The sequence below is a fragment of the Actinomadura sp. NPDC000600 genome (assembly GCF_040492135.1).
In the GTDB taxonomy this organism is placed as follows: domain Bacteria; phylum Actinomycetota; class Actinomycetes; order Streptosporangiales; family Streptosporangiaceae; genus Spirillospora.
In genome coordinates this window covers 96,890-123,641 of record NZ_JBEUPD010000009.1, presented here as the reverse complement: position 1 = coordinate 123,641, position 26,752 = coordinate 96,890, and the positions used below count along the sequence as shown (strand labels likewise).

General features: G+C 72.1%; 21 protein-coding genes, 1 tRNA gene and 1 pseudogene. 17 read left to right on the top strand and 6 right to left on the bottom strand.

Annotated features, from left to right (window positions below; translation table 11 throughout):
* Window positions 1-11: 11 nt before the first annotated feature.
* Window positions 12-704: a response regulator transcription factor gene (locus ABWI07_RS15755; RefSeq protein WP_149259838.1), complete on the top strand. Its 693-nt coding sequence runs from the start codon at window positions 12-14 to the stop codon at window positions 702-704.
* A gap of 33 nt (window positions 705-737) precedes the next feature.
* On the opposite strand, the gene ABWI07_RS15750 is transcribed toward ABWI07_RS15755, so the two are convergent.
* The gene (locus tag ABWI07_RS15750) at window positions 738-2,105 is read right to left on the bottom strand and encodes a sensor histidine kinase (RefSeq protein WP_200841915.1); all 1,368 of its coding nucleotides are present in this window, start codon (window positions 2,103-2,105) and stop codon (window positions 738-740) included.
* A 167-nt stretch (window positions 2,106-2,272) separates the two neighbouring features.
* On the opposite strand from ABWI07_RS15750, the gene ABWI07_RS15745 reads away from it, so the two are divergent.
* Window positions 2,273-2,989, top strand: a complete 717-nt coding sequence (locus tag ABWI07_RS15745; RefSeq protein WP_353818957.1) for a DUF2202 domain-containing protein — start codon at window positions 2,273-2,275, stop codon at window positions 2,987-2,989.
* A 529-nt stretch (window positions 2,990-3,518) separates the two neighbouring features.
* On the top strand, window positions 3,519-4,652 hold the full coding sequence (locus tag ABWI07_RS15740; protein WP_353818956.1) for a hypothetical protein: 1,134 nt from the start codon (window positions 3,519-3,521) through the stop codon (window positions 4,650-4,652).
* Between the two features lie 80 nt (window positions 4,653-4,732).
* Here ABWI07_RS15740 and ABWI07_RS15735 read toward each other — a convergent pair.
* A tRNA-Leu gene (locus tag ABWI07_RS15735) sits at window positions 4,733-4,818 on the bottom strand.
* 111 nt (window positions 4,819-4,929) lie between these two features.
* Between ABWI07_RS15735 and ABWI07_RS15730 the strand changes: the two genes are divergently transcribed.
* The 3 genes from ABWI07_RS15730 (at window position 4,930) to ABWI07_RS15720 (ending at window position 8,919) form a co-directional block, all read left to right on the top strand.
* On the top strand, window positions 4,930-6,249 hold the full coding sequence (locus tag ABWI07_RS15730; protein WP_353818955.1) for a M20/M25/M40 family metallo-hydrolase: 1,320 nt from the start codon (window positions 4,930-4,932) through the stop codon (window positions 6,247-6,249).
* Between the two features lie 79 nt (window positions 6,250-6,328).
* Window positions 6,329-7,036, top strand: coding sequence for a hypothetical protein (locus ABWI07_RS15725; RefSeq protein WP_353818954.1), 708 nt, complete (start codon window positions 6,329-6,331; stop codon window positions 7,034-7,036).
* 134 nt (window positions 7,037-7,170) lie between these two features.
* Complete coding sequence (locus tag ABWI07_RS15720; protein ID WP_353818953.1) at window positions 7,171-8,919, top strand: chaplin family protein; 1,749 nt, start codon at window positions 7,171-7,173, stop codon at window positions 8,917-8,919.
* A gap of 357 nt (window positions 8,920-9,276) precedes the next feature.
* On the opposite strand, the gene ABWI07_RS15715 is transcribed toward ABWI07_RS15720, so the two are convergent.
* Window positions 9,277-9,462 (bottom strand): DUF5703 family protein, encoded by a 186-nt coding sequence (locus ABWI07_RS15715; protein ID WP_141580137.1) that lies wholly within the window; start codon window positions 9,460-9,462, stop codon window positions 9,277-9,279.
* 253 nt (window positions 9,463-9,715) lie between these two features.
* On the opposite strand from ABWI07_RS15715, the gene topA reads away from it, so the two are divergent.
* The 10 genes and pseudogenes from topA to ABWI07_RS15665 all read left to right on the top strand — a co-directional run bounded on the left by topA (window position 9,716) and on the right by ABWI07_RS15665 (window position 21,945).
* Window positions 9,716-12,409, top strand: coding sequence for a type I DNA topoisomerase (topA, locus tag ABWI07_RS15710; protein WP_200841914.1), 2,694 nt, complete (start codon window positions 9,716-9,718; stop codon window positions 12,407-12,409).
* Between the two features lie 28 nt (window positions 12,410-12,437).
* A complete protein-coding gene (gene tmk / locus ABWI07_RS15705) occupies window positions 12,438-14,525 on the top strand; it encodes a dTMP kinase (RefSeq protein WP_149259830.1) in 2,088 nt (695 codons plus the stop codon).
* A 19-nt stretch (window positions 14,526-14,544) separates the two neighbouring features.
* Window positions 14,545-15,684, top strand: coding sequence for a DNA polymerase III subunit delta' (locus ABWI07_RS15700; protein ID WP_149259829.1), 1,140 nt, complete (start codon window positions 14,545-14,547; stop codon window positions 15,682-15,684).
* A 132-nt stretch (window positions 15,685-15,816) separates the two neighbouring features.
* Window positions 15,817-17,532 carry a S8 family peptidase gene (locus ABWI07_RS15695; protein ID WP_149259828.1) on the top strand — a complete coding sequence of 572 codons (1,716 nt, stop codon included), beginning with the start codon at window positions 15,817-15,819 and terminating at the stop codon, window positions 17,530-17,532.
* A 122-nt stretch (window positions 17,533-17,654) separates the two neighbouring features.
* Window positions 17,655-18,134, top strand: coding sequence for a low molecular weight protein-tyrosine-phosphatase (locus ABWI07_RS15690; protein ID WP_149259827.1), 480 nt, complete (start codon window positions 17,655-17,657; stop codon window positions 18,132-18,134).
* 5 nt (window positions 18,135-18,139) lie between these two features.
* Window positions 18,140-18,976: a fructosamine kinase family protein gene (locus ABWI07_RS15685; protein ID WP_502912825.1), complete on the top strand. Its 837-nt coding sequence runs from the start codon at window positions 18,140-18,142 to the stop codon at window positions 18,974-18,976.
* Between the two features lie 103 nt (window positions 18,977-19,079).
* Window positions 19,080-20,063 (top strand): TolB-like translocation protein, encoded by a 984-nt coding sequence (locus ABWI07_RS15680; protein ID WP_353818952.1) that lies wholly within the window; start codon window positions 19,080-19,082, stop codon window positions 20,061-20,063.
* A gap of 48 nt (window positions 20,064-20,111) precedes the next feature.
* Complete coding sequence (locus ABWI07_RS15675; RefSeq protein WP_149260157.1) at window positions 20,112-20,942, top strand: PSP1 domain-containing protein; 831 nt, start codon at window positions 20,112-20,114, stop codon at window positions 20,940-20,942.
* Window positions 20,943-21,040: 98 nt separating this feature from the next.
* Window positions 21,041-21,160, top strand: a pseudogene (locus ABWI07_RS15670) (WYL domain-containing protein); the annotation flags it as partial.
* Between the two features lie 101 nt (window positions 21,161-21,261).
* Window positions 21,262-21,945, top strand: a complete 684-nt coding sequence (locus ABWI07_RS15665; protein WP_149259825.1) for a S1 family peptidase — start codon at window positions 21,262-21,264, stop codon at window positions 21,943-21,945.
* Here ABWI07_RS15665 and ABWI07_RS15660 read toward each other — a convergent pair.
* Complete coding sequence (locus ABWI07_RS15660; protein ID WP_353818951.1) at window positions 21,942-23,339, bottom strand: MFS transporter; 1,398 nt, start codon at window positions 23,337-23,339, stop codon at window positions 21,942-21,944. The genes ABWI07_RS15665 and ABWI07_RS15660 overlap by 4 nt on opposite strands.
* A 129-nt stretch (window positions 23,340-23,468) precedes the next feature.
* Here ABWI07_RS15660 and ABWI07_RS15655 point away from each other — a divergent pair, with 129 nt between their 5' ends.
* Window positions 23,469-24,296 carry a GNAT family N-acetyltransferase gene (locus ABWI07_RS15655; RefSeq protein WP_353818950.1) on the top strand — a complete coding sequence of 276 codons (828 nt, stop codon included), beginning with the start codon at window positions 23,469-23,471 and terminating at the stop codon, window positions 24,294-24,296.
* A gap of 35 nt (window positions 24,297-24,331) precedes the next feature.
* Here ABWI07_RS15655 and ABWI07_RS15650 read toward each other — a convergent pair whose 3' ends face one another.
* Window positions 24,332-25,405, bottom strand: coding sequence for a fatty acid desaturase family protein (locus ABWI07_RS15650; RefSeq protein ID WP_149259822.1), 1,074 nt, complete (start codon window positions 25,403-25,405; stop codon window positions 24,332-24,334).
* 10 nt (window positions 25,406-25,415) lie between these two features.
* A complete protein-coding gene (locus tag ABWI07_RS15645; protein WP_235036850.1) occupies window positions 25,416-26,483 on the bottom strand; it encodes a ferredoxin reductase in 1,068 nt (355 codons plus the stop codon).
* Window positions 26,484-26,752: the final 269 nt, after the last annotated feature.

Here is a 26,752-nt window from a genome sequence, read left to right as displayed (position 1 = left end):
AGTCAGGAAGCATGACCGCCAGCGTGCTCGTCGTGGAGGACGAGAGGGAGATCCGTGAGCTCCTGCGCCGCTATCTGGAACGTGCCGGATACGCGGTCGTCACGACCGGATCGGGTGCGGAGGCGATACGGCTGGTGTCCGAGCGCTCCGTCCGGCTGATGGTGCTGGACCTCGGGCTGCCCGACGTCAACGGACTGGACGTGCTGCGCGCGGCCCGCGCTGACGGCGAGGTCCCGGTGGTCGTGCTGACCGCCCGCAGCGCCGTCGAGGACCGCATCCGGGGCCTGGAGTCGGGCGCCGACGACTACGTGACCAAGCCGTTCAGCCCGACCGAGGTGGTGCTGCGGGTCCAGGCGGTGCTGAACCGCGCGGCCCGGGGCACCGTCGCGCCGAAGGCGGCGAGCTACGGCGACGGGCGGCTGCTGCTGGACGAGGAGCGGCACGAGGCCGCCCTGGACGGTGCGGCGCTCGACCTCACTCCGACCGAATGGAGCCTGCTCACCGCGCTCGCGGCCGTCCCGGGACGGGCGTACTCGCGGTACGAGCTGGTCAACCGTGTCCGCGGATACGAGTTCGCCGGCTACGAGCGGACCATCGACTCGCACGTGAAGAACCTGCGCCGCAAGCTCGGTCCGGCCGGCGCCGGCGTCGTCGAGACCGTGCTCGGTGTCGGCTACCGCCTCGGGCTCAAGCGCGACACGTAGCACGGCCCGGCACGGGCTCAACGTGTGGGCGGCTCACCGGCGCACGGGCAGGCGGATGGTGAAGGTCGCGCCGCCCGCGTCCGGTGACGAGGCGGTGACCGTGCCGCCGTGCGCGGCGACCAGTTCGCGCACCACGGCCAGGCCGATGCCCGAGCCGGCGACCCGGCGCCCGGACGACCCCCGCCAGAGCCGTTCGAAGACGTGGGCGCGCTCGGCGGCGGGGATGCCGGGACCGGTGTCGGCCACCTCGATGACGGCTTCGTCTCCCTGCGCCCGGACCCGCACCGTCACCGAGTCGCCGGGACGGCAGTAGCGGGCCGCGTTGGACAGCAGGTTGCCGAGCGCCTGGTGGATCCGGTCGGCGTCCGCGCGGATCACGACGCCGTCGGCGATGCCGGTGTGCACGGTGAGACCCGCCGCGTCCAACTGGGCGCGGCGGGCGGCGACCGCCTCGCGCGCCACGGCGCCGATGTCGACGTCCGCCGGCCGCAGTGACAGGGCGGCCGACTCCGCCGCGGACAGCTCGGCGAGGTCGCCGACGATCCGGCCGAGCCGCAGGGACTGGTCGTGCAGGGCGGCCAGGCGCGCCGGATCCGGTTCGGTGAACCCGTCCCGCAGCTCCTCCAGCCCCGCCTGCAGGCCCGCCAGGGGTGTGCGCAGCTCGTGGGCGACGTCGGCGGCCAGCCGCCGCCTGCCGAGCTCGGCCCGGTTCAGCTCGTCGGCCATGCGGTCGAAGGCCGTGACCAGTTCGCCCAGCTCACCGGGCGCGCTCGCCCCGGCGCGGGCCGAGCGGTCGCCCGCGGCGAGCGCCCGCGCCGCGGTTGCCAGGCGCGCCAGCGGCCGGGTGAGCCGGCGGCTCACGTACCAGCTCGCCGCCGCCGCGGCCGCCACCGCCGCGGCGGCGGCCGGCAGGATCCATGCCCAGGCGACGTCCCGCCCGGACGAGGCCGCAGGGGCGCCGAACGCCAGCCGCACGGAGCCGACCGTCCTGCCGGCGGTCCGTACGGGCTTCGCCACCGTGCCCTGGCCGGCGCCGAGGCCCGGGCCGTGACCACCCCCCGGTCGTCCACCAGGCCGCGTGGCAGGACCCGGATTCTCCGGCGAGGCGATGATGTTTCCCTCGGCGTCCCGGACGAAAAGGCCGGCGCCGGCTCCCGCGGCGATGGCGCGCGCCTCCCGCAGGTCGGCTCCCGCCCAGCCGCCCGCCGCCGTGTAGGAGGCGGCGGCCGCCGCGGCGGCCTTTTCGGCCGTCCGCTCCCGCTCGGACTGGCGGGCGGCGCCGAGCCCCCGGTCGGTGCCGATCAGAGCCGCCGCCGTCAGGACGGCGAGTGAGGTCAGCGCCACCAGAAGAAAGGCCGCGAACAGGCGCCGCCTCAGGCTCCCGCCGCCGTTCCGCCGCACGCCTCTCACACCTCCTGGATACCCCGCGGCGCCCGTTCCCTGCCAGGGACCAGAGGGTGTTCCCGCAGCTCCATACGGTCTCCACATGTCCCACATCCCGGCTGCAGAGCGCAGGAGCAGGTTGAAGACGACGGCGAAAGGGACCGACTGAAGACAGGAGAGAGGCCATGAAGCGCATCGGAAAGACGGCCATCGCGCTCACCACCGGCGGTGCGCTGGCGCTGGGCGGGATCGCCGTCGCGGCGCCCGTCCTGGCCGGGGCCGGGCCGGGCGGACCCGGCGGACCGCCCGCGGCGAGCCAGGCCGCCGACCCCCGCCCGCGGGGAGCCGGCGACGGGATGGGGCGGTTCCAGCACGGCGACGGGATGGGGCGGTTCCAGCACGGCGACGGGATGGGGCGGTCCGAGCGCGGCCCCGGTGACGGGACCTGCCTGACGGCGCCCAGCGGCACCGTGACCGCCGAGCAGAAGACGGCTCTGGCCGCGCAGGCGGAGGAGGAGAAGCTCACGCACGACCTGTACACGGCGTTCGCCGCACGCTACGACGCGCGCGTCTTCGACCGGATCGCCAAGGCCGAGAGTAACCACCTGAGCGCGGTCCGCACGCTGCTCGACCGGTACGGGATCAGCGATCCCACCGAGGGCAGGAGTGCCGGGCAGTTCGCCTCGGCGGACGTCAAGGCCGAGTACGACCGGCTGCTGGCCCAGGGGTCGGCGAACGAGCAGGCCGCCCTCCAGGTCGGCGCGACGGCCGAGAAGACGCAGCTCCCGACGATGCGGAAGGCCGCCCAGGATGCCAAGGCGGCGGACGTCAAGCGGCTCTACGACCGGCTGATCGCCACCTCGCAGCGGCACGTGGCCGCATTCCAGGAGTGGGGGAGCTGAACCCGCCGCGCATCGCCGCCCGTTCTCCCGACCGAACGGGCGGCGAGCCACCGCCGGCCGGCGCCGCCGGTCCGGCGTTTTGACGACGGGGGCGCCCCTGGCCGAGTTGCCCGACGAGCGCGCGTCGGTGTGGATATATCTGACAGTAATGTCGGTTGCGAATATGCTTTCACGCATCGCGACGTGCCGTGACCGGCCGACGGGCTGAGCCTCCAACGCCGGCCACTGGATGCAAATAGCCAGCGGCATCCCTCATGTCAGCGCTCTCGGCATCTGCGGCGCCCTGCTTTCGCGTCTTCACGTCGCCGACCGCGGGTGCTACCGTCCGAATAACCGACACCATCGTAGGTTAAGGGTGCCGGGAGGGCAGGCTAGATGATCGTCCAGGTTCGATCCTCGAGCATTGCCGCGATCGCGCCGCGTCACGCCGCGACCGGCCTCCGCGGCGTGATCAAGGGCAGGGGCTCCGTTACCGGGTCCCCGGCCCGGTGCCCGCTCCCGGAACCTCAATGGCGAGGGGACGCGCAGCATGGAACTGGGGCACTGGGCGACGATCGTCGCGTTCCTGTCGACCGGCGCCTGTTTCGTCGGCATGGCATTCCTCAAGACCGCCACAAACCGGATGCCTTCGCTGTACGGCGCTCGGCCCTTCGCGCTCGCCGCCGCGATGCTCTCCAGCCGGACCTGGGCGATCGGCTTCACCGTCGTCGGCGTGGGATTCGCGCTGCAGTACACCGCACTGACGGCGCTCCCGCTGTCCGCCGTCCAGCCTGCGATGCTCGCCGGGCTGGCGCTCCTGCCCCTCATCGCGGGCATCGGGCTGGGCGAACGGCTCGGCCTCCGTGAAGCGGTATGCATGGCGTTCGCCGCCGCGGCCATCGTCCTTTACGCCGACGCCGCCGACGGCGCGGACTCCTTCGACCGGGTGCCGGCGGATCCGGTGCTGGTGGCCGCGATCTCCCCCTCGCTCGCCCTCCCCGCCGTCCTGTTCCTGGTCAGCGACCTGAGGCGCAAGGGTGCGCACGAACGGCCGCTCAGCGGCATCACCTACGGGATCAGCACCGGGATGCTGATCGGTGCGGCCGAGGTCGCGCTCACGGGCATGGCGACGGTCAAGGCCCCACTCGACGACCTCGCCGCCTCTCCCAACCCCTACCTGTTCATCGCCGCGACCGCGCTGGCCGCAGGGCAGATACAGATCGCCTTTCAGCGCTGCCGCCTGCTCATCGTCGGATTCCTCGTCATCATGACGGCCAACCCGCAGATGCTGCTCGTCACGACGGCACTGTACGGGCACGGATGGGAGCCACGAGCCGCTCCCCTGGCAAGCCTGACGGGCGGTCTGCTGTTGAATCTCGCGGCCGTCTGGTTCCTCCCCCGTCACGAGCGGACCAGGTCCACTCGGCCGTCCCGGCGCACATCCGGCGTCTGGACCGCGCCCTCCGCGTCGGGCCCGGACCAGAACCCGCCATTGCCCAGGAAGCCTTTCGGGAGGGGTGTGGTGGGTTCGGAACGCCTCCCCCTCGCTCCGCCGGAGCCCGGCCCGCTCGGCATGAAGCCACCGAGCCTGCGCGACCGCATCGCGCGAGACCGACTAGGACGAGAAGCACCCCGGCAGCTCGGAACAGATGCCGCCGACCCGCGCGGGCCAGGCGGTCCGTGAGGGGCCGGCATCCGGTCGGCCCACCTCACCTCAAAAGCAAAAGTGGGACAGACTGCTGTCTGTCCCACTTTGTTGCGATGTGTCCGAGGGGGGACTTGAACCCCCATGCCCCGTAAAGGGCACTAGCACCTCAAGCTAGCGCGTCTGCCTATTCCGCCACCCGGACCGGTCGCAGGCCGCAGCGCGGCTGCGGCGGCGGAGTTCACCATACCAAAGGTGGCGAGTCGCGGCGAAGTCGATCGGCGGGGCACCATGGGACGGTAGCCGAGGACGCGAGGTGATCATTGTGGTCGACCAGCCGACCGCCGAGGACGAGGTCGTCCGGCTCTGCCAGGAGCTGATCCGGATCGACACCAGCAACCCGGGTGATCACTCGGGGCCGGGGGAGCGGGCGGCCGCGGAGTACGTCGCGGATAAGCTCGAGGAGGTCGGGCTCGAGACGCGGATCTTCGAATCGCATCCGGGGCGGGCCAGCCTGGTCGCGCGGATCGAGGGGGAGGATCCGGGCCGGGACGCGCTCCTGCTGCACGGGCATCTCGACGTGGTGCCGGCGCGCAAGGAGGACTGGACGCGCGATCCGTTCGGCGGGGAGATCGCCGACGGGTGCGTCTGGGGGCGCGGGGCCGTGGACATGAAGGACATGGACGCGATGATCCTCGCGGTGGTGCGGCAGCGGCTGCGGGAGGGGCGCAGGCCGCCGCGGGACGTGGTGCTCGCCTTCCTGGCCGATGAGGAGGCCGGAGGGAAGTGGGGCGCCCACTGGCTGGTGCGGGAGCATCCGGAGCTGTTCGAGGGGTGCACCGAGGCGGTGGGGGAGGTCGGCGGGTTCAGCCTGACGGTGCCCGGGGACCGGCGGATGTACCTCATCGAGACGGCGGAGAAGGGCATCGCGTGGATGAACCTGACCGCCAAGGGGACGGCCGGGCACGGGTCGATGGTGCATCCGGACAACGCCGTCACCGCCCTCGCGGCGGCGGTCGCGCGGCTCGGGGCGCACGAGTTCCCGGTGCGGCTGACCAAGTCGGTGCGGGCGTTCCTGGAGCGGGCGTGCATGGCGTACGGCGTCGAATTCGACCCGGAACGTCCGGAAAAGTGCCTTGAGGAGATCGGGCCGCTGGCGCGAATGATCGGGGCGACGCTGCGGAACACGCTCAATCCGACGCGGCTGGATGCCGGTTATAAGGCGAATGTCATTCCGCAGACCGCCACGGCTCAGGTGGACGGACGATTCCTTCCCGGACATGAGTCGGAATTCTTCGCGGTGGTGGACGAACTTCTCGGTCCGGACGTTCAGCGGGATTTCATCCACCATGACCGCGCGGTCGAGACGGACTACGAGGGCGCGCTCGTCGCGGCGATGGAGGCGGCGCTGACCTCGGAGGACGAGGGCGCCCTGCCGGTGCCGTACTGCCTGAGCGGCGGGACGGACGCCAAGGCGTTCTCCACGCTGGGCATGCGGTGCTTCGGTTTCGCGCCGCTTAAATTGCCTCCAGAGTTGGACTTTTCCGGAATGTTCCATGGGGTGGACGAGCGCGTTCCCGTGGACGGACTGCGCTTCGGAGTCAGGGTTCTCGACAAATTCCTTGATCGCTCTTGAATTTGCCATCCCCGGAGCTTTCCGTGGTGCTATCGTCACCATTCGTTGAGGACGGAGCAGTCGCAACGGAGGGTGTCCGGTGGCAGGTGGCGCGGCGCGGGTAGGGGCGGTTTCCGCCCTGCCGCGCCGCGTCGCCGTCGGCCCCTGCGTCCGGCGCCTGCTGGTCCTCGGCGGGCTGCTGATCGCCGGTTGGCTCCTCGGGTGCGCGGCGCAGTCCGCGCACGCCGACGAACAGCCGCCCGAGCTCGTGACGGGGGTCGTCGCGAAGACGCCTGTGCTGGGAGACGCGGTCCAGACCGTCCAGGAGCGTCCACCGGTGCGGGAGGCGAGCGGCGTCACCGAGCTGGTCGAGGTCGTGCGCGCGGTGACGCAGGCGCCGCCGCGTGAAGAGAACGCCCCGCGGGACGTGTCGCCGCCCAAGGCGGACGTACGGGTCGAGCCCGTGGTCAAGCGCAAGCCCAGGCCGCACGTGACCAAGGTCGCGGCCGCGCCTGGGACGCACCGCCGGCCGCACGTGTCCCGCAGCGTTTCCCGGCTTCGCCCGAGCGCCGGTCATGAGGTCCGCCATGTCGCCGTCCAGCACCGGCCCGAGCCGATGCCGGCCCCCGAAAGGCCCGGCACGCATTCGGTGACCGGCGGCTTCATCGCGACCGGCATCGCCGTCGGGTTCCCGGCGGCCGGGGCGTGGGTCCCCGCGCCCCGGCAGGCATCGCTGCGCCAGGTCTTCGGCGCCGTGCTGCCGGCCGTCCGCACCGCTGCGGACGAGCCGTCCTTCGCGCCCGACTAGTCCCTGATCCCACTCTCCGGACGTGTGCCCGTGCGGCTCGGGCGCGCCGATCCGGTCTCCTGCCGTGCCCTCATGCACGGCCTTCCCCCGAGACACACGTGTCTCATCTCCACCAAACTCCCCTAAGGAGCATCATGCGACGCACATCACGTGCCATGCTCACCGCGGGCTTCGTCGCCCTCGGTGTCAGCGCCGTCCCCGCCAATGCCTTCGCCGACGTCACCAACGGCGACGGCGGCGTCCTGTCCGGCAACCAGGTGAAGGCGCCGATCTCCGCCCCCGTCAACGTGAGCGGCAACGCCGTCGCCGTGCTCGGCATCGCCCAGGCGACGTCCAAGGGCGGTGCGAAGGTCGTGCAGAACGGCGGCGGCGCCGCGCAGCAGACCACCTCGGGCACCGGAGGCGTCGGGTCCGGGAACCAGGTCGACGCCCCCATCTCCGTCCCGGTGAACGCCTGCGGCAACGGGGTCGCCGTCCTCGGCATCGCGCAGGCGGGCTGCACGGGCGGCGCCAAGGTCAAGAACACCGGTGGCCAGGACACCGGCACGGGCGGCCAGGTCACGGACGGCAAGGCCGGCGTCCTGTCCGGCAACCAGGTGAAGGCCCCGATCTCCGCCCCCGTCGACGTGTGCGGCAACGCCGTCGCGGTCATCGGCCAGGCGGTCGCGGGCTGCGAGGGGGGTGCCAAGGTCACGGACGGCGGCACCACCGGATCCACCGGATCGAGGCAGGAGACGTCCGGCAAGGGCGGCGTCCTGTCCGGGAACCAGGCCGACGTCCCGATCAGCGTGCCCGTGAACGTCTGCGGCAACGCGATCGGCAACGCGGTGGCGGCCTGCGAGGGCGGCGCGACGGTCAAGCAGAACGGCGGCACCGGCGGCGCGCAGCAGACCACCTCGGGCGCGGGCGGGGTCCTGTCCGGCAACCAGGCCAACGTGCCGATCTCCATCCCGGTCAACGTGTGCGGCAACGCCGCGGCGGTCATCGGGGAGGCCGGTGCCGCCTGTGAGGGTGGCGCGACGGTCAAGCAGAACGGCACCGGCGGCGCGCAGCAGACCACCTCCGGTGAGGGCAGCGTCCTGGGCGGGAACCAGGTGCTGGCCCCGATCTCCATCCCCGTCAACGTGTGCGGCAACGCCGTCGCGGTCGTCGGCCAGGCGACGGGCGCATGCACCGGCAAGGCGGCCGTCAAGGGGTCGAGCGGCTCCGGCGGCACGACGTCCGGCACCGGCGGCGTCGGCTCCGGGAACCAGGCGGACGTGCCGGTCGAGGCCCCGGTGGACGTGTGCGGCAACGGCGCCGCCGTGATCGGCCTGGCCTCCCCCGCCCCCCAGTGCGACGACCCCGGCGACAACGGCGGGTACGAGCCCTCCCCCTCACGGATGGCGGGCACCGCCCCGCGCCCCGGTTCGTCGATCGACGTGCCCCTGGTCGGCGGCCTCGCCGGCGGGCTGGTCGGCGGCCTCGGGGCCCCGAGTCTCCCCGTCGCCGCGCCGAACCAGCGCACCGCGGCCCCGTCCCTCGGCGGTGACGGCGCGCCGGCGCCCCTGTCGCCGGTGCTGAACGCCGTGTCCCAGACGGGCGCGACGGCCCTGCTGCCGAAGACCGGGGCCGCCCAGCGCGTCCGGCAGGACGGCGGGACGCCGGTCACGCTCCCGGTGCCCGTGAAGCCGGTCGTCCCGGCCGGCGTCCACGGCGTGCCCGCCCCCAAGGCGGCGGACGTGCCCGGCGAGATCGGCCCGGCCCGGCACGTCGCGGCCACGGAGACGATCACGCCGGAGTCCAGGACCGGCGCGGCGCTGCTGACGGCGGTCTCCGGGCTGCTGGCCGCGGCGGCCGGGATCACGGTGCTGGCGCGGCGCATCCGGGTGGGTCGCCGCTAGATCCGTCAGAACGCGGGTGAGTCGGCCGCACGGCCGGCAGCGGAAGACCTTCGCCCGTCCCGGAGGCGCGGACCGGGGCGGGCGAAGCCGCGTCCACACACAGGCAGGTCCCGGCTGCCAAAGGCGGGGCCGAACCCGAGCTGGGCGTTCTGTGTCCGAGGCGGGTGAGCGGGGACGGCAGGCGGCGGTGCTGGTCCTCGCGCAGGCGGGCTCGTGGCTGGAGGCGGGGCGAAGCCCGTGTCCGCAGGGGGTGGCGGGCTCGTGGCTGGGGTGGGGGCGTGGCGGGGGTGGGCACAGTAACGTCACGTCAAGGAATCCGTACGCAGTGCTACGCTCCCGACAGGCCGCTGGGAACGGTCAGAACGTACGGACGGCTCGGATGACCTTGCGGCGCAGTTGAATACGACGGCGGCCGTCCGGGTACAGGCGCAAGCGATCGAGTTCCCAGCCGCCGTGCTCCGCGTGCTCGGTCATGATCTGCCGGGCGGTGTCACGGGTGGTGCCGCGCGGCAGTGACAGGACGAGGTAGGTGTACTCCGCCATTGCGACCATTATTACTTGGTCTACCGGCCGTGCGGCACCGTACCGTGGCGTCCCGGTCCGCGCGCCGTCCGGCGGCATGCAATCCTGTCGGGGGCGCGCGGCGGTGAGAATCCCGCCTCCCGGCGGGGGCGGCAGCGATGATCGCGAGACGGTGGCGGAGGGCGCGGGCACAAACACGCCGTCACGCGACGTTGTACGAAGCCGGTAGGAAGAGCCTGAACCAGAGGACCGAGACAGCGAGGTTGGAGCGACTGTGCCAGCCAAGAACGGCACCGCGAACAGTGGCCGCGGCAACGGCGTGGGGACGCGCCTGGTGATCGTCGAATCGCCCGCGAAGGCGAAGACGATCGCGGGCTACCTGGGCCGCGGCTACATCGTGGAGTCCAGTATCGGCCATATCCGGGACCTGCCCGGAAGCGCCTCGGAGGTGCCGGCCAAGTACAAGGGCGAGCCGTGGGCCAAGCTCGGCGTGAACGTCGAGCGCGAGTTCGAGCCGCTGTACGTGGTCAACGCGGACAAGCGCCAGCAGGTGCAGAAGCTCAAGAAGCTGCTGGCCGAGGCCGACGAGCTCTTCCTCGCGACGGACGAGGACCGGGAGGGCGAGGCGATCGCCTGGCACCTCCAGGACGTCCTCAAGCCCAAGGTCCCCGTGCACCGGATGGTCTTCAACGAGATCACCAAGGACGCGATCCAGCGCGCCGCCGCGAACCCGCGCCAGCTGAACATGCGCCTGGTGGACGCGCAGGAGACGCGCCGCATCCTGGACCGCCTCTACGGGTACGAGGTCAGCCCCGTCCTGTGGAAGAAGGTCATGCCGAAGCTGTCGGCGGGCCGCGTGCAGTCGGTGGCGACACGGCTGGTCGTCGAGCGGGAGCGGGAGCGGATCGCGTTCGTCCCCGCCCACTACTGGGACATCGCGGCCCAGTTCGACACCGGCAAGGACGAGGAGCCGACGGCGTTCAAGGCCGGGCTCGTCTCGGTCGACGGCAAGCGCGTCGCGCAGGGCCGCGACTTCGCCTCCGACGGCACCCTGAAGACGCGGGACGCGCTGCACCTGGACGAGGCCGCCGCGACGGCCCTCGCCGAGCGGCTCCGCGGCCGTCCGTACGAGGTCAAGTCGGTCGAGCGCAAGCCGTACACGCGCCGCCCGTACCCCCCGTTCCGGACGACGACCCTCCAGCAGGAGGCCAGCCGCAAGCTGAACTTCTCCGCGAAGTACACGATGTCGGTCGCCCAGAAGCTGTACGAGAACGGCTTCATCACCTACATGCGAACCGACTCGATCACGCTGTCGGAGACGGCGATCACGGCGGCGCGGCGGCAGGCGGCGTCGCTGTTCGGCGGCGAGTACGTCCCGGACAAGCCGCGCGTCTACGCCTCCAAGGTGAAGAACGCGCAGGAGGCGCACGAGGCGATCCGCCCGGCGGGCGACACGTTCCGGACGCCAGCGGAGACGGGCCTGTCCGGCGACCAGTTCCGGCTGTACGAGCTGATCTGGAAGCGGACGATCGCGTCCCAGATGAAGGACGCCGTGGGCCAGTCGGTGTCGATCCGGGTCACCGGGGTGTCGACGCGGAACGAGCGGGCCGAGTTCGGGGCGACCGGTAAGACGATCACGTTCCACGGGTTCCTCAAGGCCTACGTGGAGAGCGCCGACGACCCGTCCACCGACCGGGACGACCAGGAGCGGCGCCTGCCGAACCTGGCCGAGGGCGACCCGCTGACCGCGAGCGCGGTGGACGCGGAGGGCCACTCGACCCGCCCGCCGGCCCGCTATACCGAGGCCAGCCTGGTGAAGGAGCTGGAGGAGCGCGAGATCGGGCGGCCGTCGACGTACGCCTCGATCATCGGGACGATCCTGGCGCGCGAGTACGTGTTCAAGAAGGGCACGGCGCTGGTCCCGTCGTTCCTGGCGTTCGCCGTGGTCAACCTGCTGGAGCAGCACTTCGGCAACCTCGTCGACTACGACTTCACCGCCCACATGGAGGACGGTCTCGACGAGATCGCCCGCGGCGAGGCCGAGCGCGTCCGCTGGCTGTCCCGGTTCTACTTCGGCGACAATGGCGAGGAGGGCCTGAAGGAGCTGGTCGGCGACATCGGCGACATCGACGCCAAGGGGATCAGCTCGTTCCCGATCAAGGGCACCGACATCATGGTGCGGGTCGGCCGGTACGGGCCGTACCTCGACCGGGACGGCGAGCGCGTCAACATCCCCGAGGACATCGCGCCGGACGAGCTGACCGCCGAGAAGGCCGAGGAGCTGTTCGCGCAGCCGTCCGGCGACCGGGAGCTCGGCACCGACCCCGAGACCGGCCACACGATCGTGGCCAAGTCGGGGCGGTTCGGCCCCTACGTCACCGAGATCCTGCCCGAGCAGCAGCCGCCGCCCGCCGACGGCAAGAAGCGGACGAAGAAGGCCGACACCCCGAAGCCGCGCACGTCGTCGCTGTTCAAGTCGATGTCGCTCGACACGATCACACTGGACGACGCGCTGAAGCTGCTGTCGCTGCCCCGCACGCTGGGCGAGCTGGACGGCGAGCCGGTCACCGCGCAGAACGGGCGGTTCGGCCCTTACATCAAGAGGGGCTCCGACAGCCGGTCGCTCGGCTCGGAGGAGGAGCTGTTCACGGTCACGCTGGAGCGCGCGAAGGAGCTGCTCGCGCAGCCCAAGCAGCGCGGCCGCCGGGCCGCGGCGGCCGCGCCGCTGCGCGAGCTGGGCAAGGACCCGGCTAGCGGGGAGCCGGTCGTGGTGAAGGAGGGCCGGTTCGGCCCGTACGTCACCGACGGCGAGACGAACGCCAGCCTGCGCAAGGGCGACGAGGTCGAGTCGATCACCATCCAGCGCGCCGCGGAACTGCTCGCGGAGCGTCGTGAGAAGGTGGCCGCGGGCGGCGGGAAGAAGAAGACGACGACGCGCCGTCGAACCTCCGCAAAGTCCGGTTCATAGGGACATCTACGCCGATACCCTGACCGACATGACCAGAACGGGCGCACCCCGGCCGCACCCCGCAGCGCCACCGCCGCCGGGCGTTTCGTCGCTTTCGTCGATCGGGCCGTTCCGCCGGCTCCGGATCGCGCTGTCGCTGTCCAGCGCCGCCCAGTGGCTCGGCGTCCCCGCGCTGACCGCCATGGCCGCGGTGCTGGCCCGCGGCGACGATCCCGCCGCGCGGGCGCAGGCGATCGGGGGCACGCTGGCGCTGCTGCTGCTGCCCGCGGTGGTGCTCCCGCCGGTCGCCGGGCTGCTCGCCGCCCGCGTCGACCGCCGGCTGATGCTGATCATCGCGGACGTGCTGCGTCTGGTGGTCGTCGTGACGGTCCCGCTCGTGGACGCGCTGCCGTGGACGTTCGCCGCCGCGTTCCTCGTCTCGTGCCTGAGCCTGCTGTGGATCCCGGCGGCGCGCTCGTCCCTGCCCGGCCTGGTCCCGGACGAGGAGTCGCGGCCCGCCGCCCGCCGCGCCGCGTCCCGCGTCCTCTACGGCCCCGCGCCGGCCGCCGCGCTGCTGTTCGCCGTCCTCGCCCTCGTCGCGAGCGGGACGCTCGGCGCCGGTTCCCGCGCCGACCTCGCCCTGTACGTGACGGCGGGCCTGTTCCTGGTCGCGGCCGCCGTCGTCGCGACGGCCGGCGAGATCCCGGCGACCGAGCCGGTCGCGGCGCCGTCGCCGCTGAAACTGATCTTCCAGGGCCCGGGGTCGGCCGCCGCGCGGGGCCTCGGCCTCGCGATCGCGGCCGCGTCCGTCACGGCGGGTGCGGTCGTCTCGGTGGCCCGCGTCCACGCGGGCGAACTCGGCGGCGGCGACGCCGGGTACGGCTCCGTCCTGACCGCGCTCACGGTGGGGCTCGGGTTCGGGCTGTTCCTCGGGCCGCGCGTGCTCGTCCCGTTCAGCCGCCGCCGGCTTCTCGGCCTCGCGGTGATCGCCGCCGCGCTCGCGCTGGTCGTGCTCGCCCTCGTCCAGAACCTCGTCGTCGTGGTGTTCACGACGGCGTTCCTCGGGGTCTTCGCCGGGGCGGCCTGGTCGACCGCGACCGCCGCGCTGCGCGAGGCCGACGCCGCGCGCGACCCCGACGCGCCGGAGGACGCGCGCCCGGCGGCCTTCCTGCGGTCGGTCGCGCTCATCGCCGTGCTGATCACGTTCGCCGCCGTCCCGCTGATCGCGGCGCTGGTCGGATCGCACCGCCTCGACCTCGGCGGCGGCGTCTACGACGCCTACGGCTCCGGGGTCGCGATGCTGGCCGCGGCCGTCGTCGCCCTGCTGGCCGGGCTGGTCGCCTACCGGCGGCTGGACGACCGGCGCGGCATCCCGCTCTTCCCCGACCTGCGCGCCGCCCTGCACGGCGAGATCTACACACCGCCGGAGCAGGCCGCGGCGGCGCCCCAGCCAGTCCACCGCAACCGCGGCGTGTTCATCGCGTTCGAGGGCGGCGAGGGCGCGGGCAAGACGACGCAGGCGCGGCTCGCTGCGATCTGGCTGCGCGACCACGGCTACGACGTGGTCACCACGCACGAGCCCGGCGCCACCAAGATCGGGATGCGGCTGCGCGCGATGCTGCTGGACCGCGACACCACCGGCCTGTCCGACCGCGCCGAGACGCTGCTGTACGCGGCCGACCGCGCCGACCACGTCGCCAACGTGATCAGGCCGGCGGTGGAGCGCGGCGCGATCGTGGTAAGCGACCGCTACGTCGACTCGTCCCTGGCCTACCAGGGCTTCGGGCGGCAGCTGCCGGTCGAGGACATCGCCCGAGTCAACGCGTGGGCGACCGGCGGCCTCGTCCCGGACCTGACCGTCCTGCTGGAGATCCCGCCGCAGGCGGGCCTCGGCCGGCTGTCGGCCCCCGCCGACCGCATGGAGTCGGAGTCGCAGGAGTTCCACGAGCGGGTCCGTGCGGGCTTCCACGCGCTCGCCGAGGCCGACCCCGAGCGCTACCTCATCCTGGACGCGAGCCGCCCCCAGGGCGAGCTGAGCCGGGAGATCCAGTACCGCATCCGGGAGATCCTGCCCGACCCCGTTCCGCTCGGCACCGAGGACGCCACGAGCACGTTCCCGGTCATCACCGACTTCTGAGCCCGCTAGCCTCTGTTCCATGAGCGTGTGGGACGACCTGGTGGGGCAGGAGCCCGTGATCGCGCAGCTGTCCGCGGCCGCGGAGCGGGAGGGCGGGCCGGCGCACGCGTGGCTGTTCACCGGGCCGCCCGGGTCCGGGCGCGTCACCGCCGCGCGGGCGTTCGCCGCCGCGCTGCAGTGCACCGAGACGCCGCGCGGGTGCGGGCACTGCGCGTCCTGCCACCAGGTCCTCCAGGGGACGCACGCGGACGTCGAGGTCGTCCGCCCGCAGGGCCTGTCGTTCGGCATCAGGGACGCCCGCGCGCTGGTGCTGCGGGCCTCGTCCTCGCCGAGCGGGAGCGGCCGGCAGATCGTGCTGTTCGAGGACGCCGACCGGGCCACCGAGGGCGCCGCCAACGCGCTGCTGAAAGCGATCGAGGAGCCGCCGCCGCGCACGGTGTGGCTGCTGTGCACGCCGTCGCCGGAGGACCTGCTCGTCACGATCAGGTCGCGCTGCCGGCTGGTGACCCTGCAGACCCCGCCGATCGCGGCGATCGCCGACTTCCTCGTCCAGCGCGACGGCGTCCCGCGCGAGACCGCCGAGGTCGCGGCGCGGGCGGCGCAGGGCCACATCAGCCGGGCGCGCCGGCTCGCCGCCGAGCCGCGGATGCGGCAGGTGCGCGATCAGGTGGTGGCGGTTCCGCGCCGGCTGACCGGGGTGAGCGCGGCGGTGGCGGCGGCGGAGACCCTCGTGAACGCGGCGAAGGCCGAGCGCGACGCGCAGACGGCCGAGCTGAACGAGACCGAGACCTCCGCCCTGCGCAAGGCGCTCGGCGAGAGCGAGAAGGGGCGGATGCCGCGCGGGACGGCGGGCGCCCTCAAGGAGCTGGAGGACCGGCAGAAGTCGCGGGCGACGCGGCTGCTGCGCGACGCCCTCGACCGGACGCTGCTCGACCTCGCGTCCTACTACCGGGACGTGCTGACCCTTCAGCTGGGGGCGGGCAGCGAGCTGGTCAACATCGAGCTCGGCCCCGAGCTGCGGTCGGCCGCGGCGGACGGCCGCCCTGAGGACACCCTCCGCCGGCTCGATGCGATCATGGACTGCAGGGAGCGGTTGGCCGCGAACGTCAATCCGCAGCTGGCTTTCGAGGCGCTGACCTTGGCGTTGCGTCACGGATAAGTCGATGGGGGCTTACAAGAGCTGCCCTCATTCGTTACATTTCCGTACGCAACTCTCAACTAGCGCACACGTAACGTTCGCTGGCTGATCAACCGAAAACCGGTTGATTACCCCCAAGCCAGGAGGTCTGCCTTGCGGCGAGCCTTGATTTCCGCCGCGTGCGCCGTCACCACCGTGACGGCTCTCGCGTTCCCAGCGTCAGCAGCTCCGGGCCCCACCGAAACCAAGGGTGAGGTCTCGGAGTACGTCGTCCTCTACAAGGAGGGCGTCTCCCTCGGCCAGGCCCACCGGGCCGTCTCGGCCGCGGGCGGCAAGGTCGTGCACGAGAACCGCGACGTGGGCGTCGCGACCGTCAAGTCCCAGAACCCGGAGTTCATCCACGCCGTGATGAACCAGCGGGCGCTGGAGGGCGTCGCGCACAACCGGGTCATCGGTGAGGCGCCGAAGACCAAGAAGAAGGCCGAGAAGGTCGAGAAGCTCAACGGCACGGGCCACGGCGCCGCGACCAGGACCAGCCCCGCGGGCAAGCCGTCCAAGGACGCCGAGCCCCTGGCGGACCTGCAGTGGGACATGAAGCAGATGCACGCCACCGCCGACGGCTCCTACAAGAAGGAGCCGGGTGACAGGCGCGTGCTGGTCGGCGTCCTCGACACCGGTGTGGACGGCGACCACCCGGACATCGCGCCGAACTTCAACCGCAAGCTCAGCCGCAACTTCACCCACGACATCCCGACCGACGCCAACGGCAACGAGGTCGACGGGCCCTGCGAGTTCACGTCGTGCGTCGACCCCAACGACTGGGACGACAACGACCACGGCACGCACGTCGCGTCCACGATCGCCTCGCCCCGCAACGGCCTCGGCATGGCGGGCGTCGCGCCGAACGTGTCGATCGTCAACCTGCGCGTCGGCCAGGACTCCGGCTACTTCTTCCTCCAGCCGACCGTCGACGGCCTGACCTACGCGGCCAAGAACGGCATCGACGTGGTCAACATGTCGTACTACATCGACCCGTGGCTGTGGAACTGCGGCGACAACCCCGCCGACAGCCCCGAGGACCAGCTGGAGCAGCGGACGATCATCAAGGCGGCGCAGCGCGCCCTGGACTTCGCGCACAACCGCGGCGTCACCCTGATCTCCGCGGCCGGCAACGACTTCGTCGACTACACCAAGACGAACGTCGACGACAGCAGCCCCGACTTCCCGTCCACCCCGGGCGAGGAGCCGCGCGAGCGCACCGTCCCGGCGAGCTGCGTGTCGATGCCGTCCGAGGGCGAGCACGTCATCCCGATCTCGGCCACCGGCCCGAGCGGCCGCAAGTCGTACTACAGCAGCTTCGGCAACGGCTACGTCGCTGTCGCGGCGCCCGGCGGCGACAAGGTCGACAACGCCGACCAGCGTCCGGACAACAACGGCGGCATCTGGGCGGCCTACCCCGAGCGGCTCGCGAAGGAGCGCGGCGAGCTGAACGACGACGGCACGCCGAAGCTGGCGTCCATCATCCGCAGCTGCAAGGGCGACAAGTGCGCCTACTACCAGTCGCTGCAGGGCACCTCGATGGCCTCGCCGCACGCGGTGGGCGTCGCGGCGCTCATCATCAGCAAGTACGGGCACAGGGACCGCGCCGGCGGCCTGACCATGGACCCGCGCCTTGTCGAGCAGGTCCTGCGCGGCACCGCGACCCCCAAGGAATGCCCGAGCCCGCGGACGGTCGAGTACGTCTGGTACACCCAGTCGAACGGCCAGTGGGTGAAGCACACCTCGACCCAGACCTGTGAGGGTTCGAAGGAGCAGAACGGGTTCTTCGGCAACGGCATCGTGGACGCGCTGCACGCCGTCTCGCGCTGACCCCCCGCCTGGACCACCCCAGGACGCGACCCCCGGCTCCGGTCGGGGGTCGCGTTCTTTTCCGGGGCCGCCCGGCCGTTCCCTGGTCTTCCGCCCTCCGGCGCCTCGTGCATCATGGAGGGATGCCGTACCGAGTCACGTTCGTCTGCACGGGCAACATCTGCCGATCCCCGATGGCCGAATGGGTCCTGCGCCACCACGTCGAGGAGGAGGGCCTGGACGTCGAGGTGGACAGTTCGGGCACCGGCGGCTGGCACGTGGGCGACGGGGCCGACGACCGGACGGTCGCGGCGCTGACGCGGGCCGGCTACCGGTCGGCGCACGTCGCCCGGCAGTTCGAGGACCACTGGTTCGACCGGTACGACCTCATCCTCGCCCTGGACGAGGGCCACCTGCGGGCGCTGCGCTCGATGGCGCCGGACGGGGAGGCGCACGGCAAGATCCGGCTGCTGCGCGAGTTCGACCCCGGGGCGGCCGGCGATCTCGACGTCCCCGACCCCTACTACGGGGGCCGCGCCGACTTCGACCTCGTCCTGGAGCAGGTGGAGGCGGCGATGCCCGGACTGCTGGAGGAGATCCGCGCGGCGCTCAAGGAGGCCTGACCGGAGTGCGGCTGGAGCGGCTGCTCGGAATCGGGGTCGAGAAGGTGCACGACCTCGGCTCCAGCCATTCCTGGACGCTGCACCGGGCCTCCCTGGCCGACGGCCGCGAGGTGTTCGTGAAGGCGGCCCAGGACCAGGACGGCGTGTTCGCGGCGGAGGCGGCCGGGCTGCGCTGGCTGGGGGAGGCGGGCCCCGGGACTCCCGTCCCCGAGGTCGTGGCGACCGACGACCACATGCTGGTGCTGCCGTGGCTCCCGACGTCGGCACCGTCCCGCGAGGCGGCCGAACGCCTCGGACGGGAACTGGCCGCCCTCCATACCGGGAACCGGCCCGACGTCTACGGCGCGCCCTGGGACGGCTTCATCGCCGACCTCCCCTTGGACAACACGCCGGACGACCGCCCCTGGCCCGCCTGGTACGCCGAACGCCGCCTCGAACCGTTCCTCCGCCTCGGCGCGCAGCACCTCTCGCCCGAGGACGTCCGCCTGGTCGAGCGCGTCATGGCCGACATCGAGACGCTCGCGGGGCCGCCGGAGCCGCCGTCCCGCATCCATGGCGACCTGTGGTCGGGGAACATCCTGTGGACCGGCGAGCGGGCGCTGCTCATCGACCCGGCCGCGCATGGCGGGCACCGCGAGACCGACCTCGCGATGATGGCGCTCTTCGGGACACCGCACCTCGACACCGTCCTCGGCGCCTACGATGAGGCCGCGCCCCTGGCGGACGGATGGCGCTCCCGCGTCCCGTTGCACCAACTGCACCCGCTGCTCGTCCATGTGGCGCTGTTCGGCGGGTCGTACCGGGGGTCTCTGGTCGAGGCGGCCCGCGCGTCCCTCGGCTGACGCGGCTCACGACTTGGTAACTCCGCCTCCATGGGTTTTTGTCGCGTTGCATATGCGGTAGAAACGACGGGCGATCCGGCAGGAAGGGCAGGTTGGCAACCCCATGGACGACGGCAGGCGCGAGGACCCGGGTACCCGTCTCGGCTCTTGGAAGGGCCTCGTCCCGCTCGGCGTGGCCGCGGCCGCCGCGCTGCTGATCGGCGGCGGCGTGGACACGGTGCACCGCCACCAGCGCGCCGCCGAGAAGGAGCACGAGGCGAAGCCCGCCGCCAAGGCCGAGAAGACCGAACCGTCCGTCGTCGTCGGCGTGGCCAAGCAGGGCACGTCGCTCCTCGTCCGAGACGTGCAGACCGGGGCGAACGTGGGGCTCCCCGTCGCTGCTCCAGAGGGCCGCCGCTTCCACCGCGTCGCCGCCCTGAAGGACGGCTCGTACGTCGTCGCGTCCCCGGGAGACCGTGACGTCACCTTCCAGCGCCTCCGCCTGGACGACGGGCGCCCGAAGGACCTCAAGCCCATCCCCAAGGCCACCGTCCCCGGCGTCTCCACCGCCTGGTCGGACCTCGCCGTGAGCCCGGACGGCGCGAGCATCGCCTACGTCATCTACAAGGGAGCGCGCGCCCGCGTGGACGTCGTGTCGCCGGAGACCGGTGTCCACAAGGTGTGGACGACCAAACTGCGCGCCCGCGTCGGAAGCCTCTCCTGGTCCGGCACCACGCTGTCCTTCGTGTGGAGCCCGGTCGGCTCGGCGAAGCACCAGGTCCGCAGCATCGACACCAACGGCGCCGCCGGAGACCTCAAGACCAGCAAGGCCGTCATGCCCCTGCCCAAGGGCAGCTCCAACGCCGTCCTGAGCCGGGACGGCAACTCCCTCATCGCGGCCGTGGCGAAGAACTCCGAACTGACGCTCCAGACCTTCACCCTGCAGGGAGCCCCCACCAAGACCCTGTGGACGCAGAAGGTGAAGGCCGAGCCCACCGCCCTCGACATCGCCCACACCGGCCACGGCGTCATGGCGACCGCGGGCGACCTCTACGCGCAGGGCGTCCCGACCGTCCCGGGAGAGGATCTCGCCGACGCGGCCTGGTGAGACCTAGAGTGGGTCGCAAAACCGGGCGAACGGAGCGAAACCGTGGGCATGGTGATGGCAGTCAGCTTCACCCGTTACGGCCGGCTGTTCTACCTCGACCCGGGCCCGCACAGCCCCAGGGTCGGCGACAAGGTCCTCGTCCCCACCGACTCCGGCCCCGAGGTCGCCGAGTGCGTGTGGGCGCCCCAGTGGGTCTCCGAGGACATCGACGGCCTCCCCGAGTGCGCGGGCCCCGCCACCGACGAGCACCTGGCCCGCGACGAGGCCAACCGCCGCCGCCGCGCCGAGGGCCGCTCGATCGCCAAGCGCCTCATCCGCAAGCACGACCTTCCGATGAAGGTCATCGGCGTCGACTACCTCGACGCCGACAACGTCTTCAAGATCTACTTCACCGCCCCGCACCGCGTCGACTTCCGCGCCCTCGTCCGCGACCTGGCCCGCGGCATCAAGGCCCGCGTCGAACTGCGCCAGGTAGGCCCCCGCGACGAGGCCCGCCTCCAGGGCGGCATCGGCCCCTGCGGCCGCGACCTGTGCTGCGCCACCTTCCTCAAGGACTTCGAACCCGTCTCCGTCCGCATGGCGAAGGACCAGGACCTCCCGGTCAACCCGCTCCGCATAGCCGGCGCCTGCGGCCGCCTGATGTGCTGCCTCAAGTACGAGCACCCCCTCTACATGGAGTTCAAGGAGAAGGCGCCCCGCCTGGGCTCGCGCGTCAGCACACCGGAGGGCGAGGGCCAGGTCATCGGCTACAACGTTCCCGGCGACCGCGTCACGGTGAAAGTGGGCTCCCGCCGCTGCTCCTGCCCCTCCGCCTCGGTCTGCTCCCCCCGCCAACAACACGACGCCCACTACAACCCCACCCCCGACGACCCCACCTGACCGACGTCCCACCGCCGACAAGCAGACGTGGGCGGGTCGCCAGCCGGTGCCGTCGTGGTGCTACAGCCTTCCGTTGAACCGACGCCGGACGACGCGAGAGCGGGCGCGTCGTGGAACCGGCCGGACTGCTGACCGCCAACGGCCGCTGGTACCTCATCGCCTGGTGCCGCACACGCCGGGCCGGACGGGGCTTCGCCGCATCGAACCTCAAGGGTTGATATACGGTCGCGGGCAACCTTGGCACCTTCCTCCCCTTGTCGCGGCTCTCTGGTTTTCGCACCATTCCGGGCAAGGCGCCATTTCCCGCAGGAGGTACTCCGTGAGACTGCGCGTCGCGACCTTGCTCGCGGGCATCGCCGCCGTCCTGGCCGCCGTCAGTCCCGCGGCGTCCGCCTCGCCGGGGGCCGGGCGGGACGTGCGTCCCGTCGCGGCGCCGGGTGCGGAAGGGGGCCAGGCGGTCTACGCCGGGGGAACGCGCTGCGTCCTCGGGTTCAACGTGCGGCAGAACGGGACGTACTACTTCCTCACCGCGGGCGGTTGCGCACAGGTCGGCATGGCGGTCTACGCCGATCCGGGGCTGACCGTCCAGCTCGGGACGGTCGTCTCGGCCACGACCGGCGGCGTCGCGCTCGTCCGGTATGTGGAGCCCTCCGTGGAGAGGCCCGGGAGCGTGTACCTCTACCCCGGGTCCCAGGACATCACGACGGCGGGCAGGCCGGTCGTCGGGCAGCGCGTCTGCCGCAGCGGGCCCACCACGGGCCTGCGCTGCGGCAGCGTGACGGCGGTCAACGTGACCGTGAACTTCCCCGACGGGACCGTCACCGGGGTGGCGATGACGAACATATGCACGGAGCCCGGGGACGGTCCCGGGGCTCCGTACTTCTCGGGCAGCACAGCGGTCGGGCTGGGGATCGGCGGCTCGGGCAACTGCACCAGCGGCGGAACGTCCTACTTCCTGCCGATCTCCCCGGTGCTCAGCGCCTTCGGTGTCAGCGTGTACTAGCGCTTGGGGAGGAACTGGGCGAGGGCCGCGGTGACGCCGCAGAAGGCCATGACGGGGAAGAGGGATGCCTGGAAGGCGTCCTCGACCTCGCCCAGCGCGCCGTAGAAGACGATCCCGACCAGCGCGACGCCGAGGGCGTTGCCGACCTGCTGCGCGGTGGACAGGACCCCCGCGGCCGAGGCGGCGTGCCGGTCGGTCACGCCGGACAGGACGAGCTCCGACAGCGGCGCCAGGACGAAGCCCATGCCCGCCCCGACGAGGGCCAGGCCCGGGATGAGCCAGCCGATGGCCTGCCCGGTCTCGGCGAGCAGGAGCAGGCACCCGGCGGCCTGCACCGCGGCGCCCAGCGCGAGGGCCTGCCGCCCCAGACGGGCGGCGACGGCCGTGGCGCGGGTGGACGCGGCGAAGTAGCCCGCGCCCAAGGCGACGAAGAGCAGTCCTGACTCCAGGGCGCTGAGGCCGCGCCCCTGCTGGAGGTACAGGGCGAGGTAGAGGAAGAAGGACGCCATCGCCAGGGTGTAGACGAGCGCCAGGCCGCTGCCGACGCGGAACGCGGGCTCGCGGAACAGCGCGGGCGCCACGAGGGGCGCGCTGCTGCGGCGCTGGGACAGGGCGAACGCGGCGAGCAGGACGACCGAAGCGGCGAGCGACGCCCACGTCCAGGCGGGCCAGCCCAGGCGGCGTCCCTCGATCAGGGGAAGGACGAGCGCGACGAGCCCGAGGGTGACCAGGACCGTCCCCGGGACGTCCAGGCGGGTCCCGGCGGAGCGCGGCTGGGACGGGACGGTCCGGCGGATCAGCGCGAGCGTGACGAGCCCGACCGGGACGTTGATCAGGAAGATGCTGCGCCAGCCGGTGCCGAACAGGTCCGCCTGGATCAGCACACCCCCGATGAGCTGCCCGAACACGCCGCCCAGGCCCATCGCGAGGCCGTAGGCGGTGAACGCCCTGGCGCGCGCCTCCCCGGTGTACACGCCGTTGATGATCCCGAGGACCTGCGGCATCAGCAGCGCGGCCGCGATCCCCTGCACGACCCTGCCGGCGATCAGCGTGCCGGGGGACGGGGCGAGCCCGCACGCGAGCGAGGCGGCCGTGAACACCGCGAGGCCGAGCGCGTACATCCGGCGGCGTCCGGCCAGGTCGCCGAGGCGGCCACCGGTGATCAGCCCGCTGCCGAGCGCCAGCCCGAACCCGGCGACGACCCACTGGATCGCCGTCGCACCGGCGCCGAGGTCGGCCTGGATGTCGGGGATCGCCACGTTCACGATGAAGAAGTCGAGGGTGGTGATGAAGATGCCGGTGAGCAGGACGAGCAGGGCGCCGACGGACGCGGCCGGCGGAGGCGCGGCCTCGCGCGGGTGCCGTCCCGCCACTGGAGTCGCCGTGTGCGACATGGTTCTCCTCAGGTCGTTGTTGTCCGCACCTAGACGATCTCGCCGGGGAGGTCGTGAAGGCGATGACGCGTGAGGTAATGCCGCGTAATTGGGTTGTGGTGCCAGGGCGGCCGCCCTAGCGTCCGTCGCATGGACTTGGACAGGCCCGCACGACGGCTCGGGCAAGACGACCTGGCCGCCTGCCAGCGGCTCGCCGAAGACCGCGAGTGGGGCCGCGAAGACCGCAAGTGGCGGTTCCTGTTCTCGGTCGGCGACGTCTACGGGATCGACGACGGGAACGGCGAACTCGCCGCCGCATTGGTGTCAACCCCATACGGCGGGGACGTCGCGGCCATCAGCATGGTGCTCGTGGCCAAGCGCTACGAGCGGCGTGGCCTGGGCGGTCGCATCATGCGGCACGCGATGGACAACACCGACACGAAGAGCTTCTGCCTGACGGCCACCGAATACGGGCGTCCGCTGTATGAGCGTCTGGGGTTCCGCTCCGTCGGGCTCTGCACGACGTACAAGGGCATAGGGGAGGGGCCGTACAAGCGGGGCGTATCCGTGCCGGCGGAGGCGGCGGACATGCCCGCCGTCCATGCGCTGGACACCGAGGTCTTCGGCGCCGACCGCTCACGGCTGGTCGAAGGACTGCCGTCGTTCTGCGAGACCTTCCGCGTCGTCCGGGACGAGACCGGCATCAAGGGGTTCGGCGGCGTGTGGTGGAACGACGACCGGGCTGTGGTCGGCCCCGTCACCGCCCAGGACGCCGAGACCGCGCTCGCGCTCGTCGAAGAGATCGTCCCGGCCGGGCCGATCCGACTGGACATCGACCACCGGCATCCCGAGCTGGTCGAATGGGCGCGGGGGCACGGCCTGCGCCCGGCGTTCACCACCACGGTCATGGAGTACGGCGCGCCCATCGCGAACGACCCGGCGCGCCTCTACCTCCCCGTGGCCCAAGCGCTCGGCTGACCTGCGCTTTCCCGTGATCCAGGGCCTCGGCGGACCTATCCCTTCGCGGGGGACGGGCTTCCGCCGGGCAGCGCATAGCGGACGATCTTCTTCCACGTGCCCGTGACCTGCTTCGACAGCGAGCCCGTGTGATAAGGGATGTCGTACTTGTCGCACAGGGCGCGGATGCGCGGGGCGATCTCGGCGTACCGGTTGCTCGGCATGTCGGGGAACAGGTGGTGCTCGATCTGGTGGCTGAGGTTGCCCGTCATCAGGTGGAACAGCTCGCCGCCCGTGATGTTGGCCGAGCCGCACAGCTGCCGGACGTACCACTCGCCCTGCGTCTCGCCGTCCAGCCGCTCCTCCTCGAACACCTCCACGTCGCCGGGGAAGTGGCCGCAAAAGATGATCATGTGGGCCCAGACATTGCGGAGCACGTTCGCGGTGGCGTTCGCGGTCAGCGTGGACAGGAACTGCGGGCCGCTGAGCAGCGGGAACGCCAGGTAGTCCTTGCCCCACTGGCGGCGGATCTTGCGGCCGATGGCGCGCAGCTTCTCCCTGGTCACCGCCTCGTCGGCCGTCCCGGCCCGGATCTTGTCGATCTCCAGGTCGTGCAGCGCCACCCCGTACTCGAAGAACATCGCCAGCAGCAGGTTGTAGAGCGGCTGCGCGAGGTGCGCCGGGGACCACGGCTGCTCGGGCGCGACGCGCAGGATGCCGTAGCCGACGTCGTTGTCCTTGCCGAGGATGTTCGTGAACGTGTGGTGGACGAAGTTGTGCGAGTGCTTCCACTGCTCGGCCGGTGAGACGTTGTCCCACTCCCAGGTCGTGGAATGGATCTTCGGGTCGCGCATCCAGTCCCACTGGCCGTGCATGACGTTGTGCCCGATCTCCATGTTCTCCAGGATCTTCGCGACGGCCAGCGTCGCGGTCCCGGCGATCCAGGCGGGCGGCAGCGAGGAGGCGAGCAGCAGCGCCCGGCCGCCGATCTCCAGGCCGCGCTGCCAGCGGATCACCCGGCGGATGTAGGACGCGTCGCGCTCGCCGAGATCGGACATGATCTCCTCGCGCAGCGCGTCCAGTTCGGCGGCGATGGTCTCGTAGTCCTCGGCCGTCAGGTGCTCGGTCATGCTGCTCCCTTCACAGTTCGATCTCCACGGGCCCGGCGGCCGCCGAGACGCAGGTCTGGACGATCTCGCCCTCGTCGCCGTGCACCTCGCCGGTGCGCAGGTCGCGGACCTTGCCGGACGCGAGCCGCCCGACGCAGCCGCGGCAGATGCCCATCCGGCATCCGCTCGGCAGCAGCGCCCCGGCGTCCTCGCCGGCCACCAGGAGGGGCGTGCCCCCGTCCGCGTCGGCCGTGACGCCGCTCCTGGTGAACGTGACGCGCCCGCCCTCGCCCCCGCCGCCGTCCAGGACGACCTGGAACCGCTCGACGCGCAGCCTCTCCTCGATCCCGGCGGCCCGCCAGTGCGCGGAGAGGTCGTCGAGCATGTCTCCCGGACCGCACGCCCACGCCTCGCGCTCCGCCCAGTCGGGGCAGACGTCGGGCAGTTCGGCCGGCTTGAGGCGGCCTTCGGTGGTCGTGTGGCGCTCGTGCAGGCGCACTCCGGGCATCCGGCGGATCTCGTCGCCGAAGATGACGTCCCCGGCCGTCCGGTCCGAGTGGACGAGCACCGCGTCGGCCGCGCCGCCGAGATGCCGCAGCATGGCCATGACCGGCGTGATCCCGCTGCCGGCCGTCACGAACAGCAGCTTGCCGGGCACGGGTGAGGGGAGGGTGAACTCGCCCTCCGGCTGCGACAGGCGGACGATCGTTCCGGGCCTGATCCCGCTGACCAGGTGCGCGGAGACGAACCCGTCGCGGGCCGCCTTGACGGTGATCGTGATGCGGCCGTCGCGGCGCGGCGGCGACGACAGCGAGAACGTCCGCCAGTGCCGGACGCCGCCGACGTCCACGCCGATCTTGACCCACTGGCCGGGCCGATGGGCACGCCAGGCAGGCCCCGGTTTGATCACCAGGGTCGCGGTGGAGGGGGCCTCGCGCCGGACGGACTCGATCCGTCCGCGCAGCTCGGCCGTGGACCACAGAGGGTTGACCAGGCCGAGGTAATCCTCCGGCAGGAGCGGCGTCGTGAGAAGCCGGGCGGCCGCCGCGATCCGCCGTCCCGCGCTGGAGCGGCCTGGACGTCGCGGTGCGATGGTCAAGGTTTCCTCCCCGGAGGCGCTAACTTACGTTCGCGTAACCTACGGTCGCGTAGGAATCGGGGAAGATTCAAGGCTTCGGCGGCCAAAGCGACAGGCATCACACCATCAGCTGATGTTCCATCCACGGATGTAATGTCCGCTGATAAAAGACGATCCACGATTTGTCGGCCGAGCAAGAAGCCCCGTGCCCGCCCGGAGAGCACTGCACGCGGCGTTCGGCCGCTCCTTGGGCGGCTTCGCCCCGTCCACCGCCGGTGTCGAGCCGCCAT

What these genes read in the sequence shown, in the direction of transcription:
- ABWI07_RS15660 (WP_353818951.1), bottom strand. Translation starts at nt 23,339, where the DNA reads ATGTCGCACACGGCGACTCCAGTGGCGGGACGGCACCCGCGCGAGGCC.
- ABWI07_RS15740 (WP_353818956.1), top strand. Translation starts at nt 3,519, where the DNA reads ATGGAACTGGGGCACTGGGCGACGATCGTCGCGTTCCTGTCGACCGGC.
- ABWI07_RS15745 (WP_353818957.1), top strand. Translation starts at nt 2,273, where the DNA reads ATGAAGCGCATCGGAAAGACGGCCATCGCGCTCACCACCGGCGGTGCG.
- ABWI07_RS15720 (WP_353818953.1), top strand. Translation starts at nt 7,171, where the DNA reads ATGCGACGCACATCACGTGCCATGCTCACCGCGGGCTTCGTCGCCCTC.
- ABWI07_RS15655 (WP_353818950.1), top strand. Translation starts at nt 23,469, where the DNA reads ATGGACTTGGACAGGCCCGCACGACGGCTCGGGCAAGACGACCTGGCC.
- ABWI07_RS15690 (WP_149259827.1), top strand. Translation starts at nt 17,655, where the DNA reads ATGCCGTACCGAGTCACGTTCGTCTGCACGGGCAACATCTGCCGATCC.
- ABWI07_RS15675 (WP_149260157.1), top strand. Translation starts at nt 20,112, where the DNA reads ATGGTGATGGCAGTCAGCTTCACCCGTTACGGCCGGCTGTTCTACCTC.
- ABWI07_RS15715 (WP_141580137.1), bottom strand. Translation starts at nt 9,462, where the DNA reads ATGGCGGAGTACACCTACCTCGTCCTGTCACTGCCGCGCGGCACCACC.
- ABWI07_RS15680 (WP_353818952.1), top strand. Translation starts at nt 19,080, where the DNA reads ATGGACGACGGCAGGCGCGAGGACCCGGGTACCCGTCTCGGCTCTTGG.
- ABWI07_RS15700 (WP_149259829.1), top strand. Translation starts at nt 14,545, where the DNA reads ATGAGCGTGTGGGACGACCTGGTGGGGCAGGAGCCCGTGATCGCGCAG.
- ABWI07_RS15755 (WP_149259838.1), top strand. Translation starts at nt 12, where the DNA reads ATGACCGCCAGCGTGCTCGTCGTGGAGGACGAGAGGGAGATCCGTGAG.
- ABWI07_RS15650 (WP_149259822.1), bottom strand. Translation starts at nt 25,405, where the DNA reads ATGACCGAGCACCTGACGGCCGAGGACTACGAGACCATCGCCGCCGAA.
- tmk (WP_149259830.1), top strand. Translation starts at nt 12,438, where the DNA reads ATGACCAGAACGGGCGCACCCCGGCCGCACCCCGCAGCGCCACCGCCG.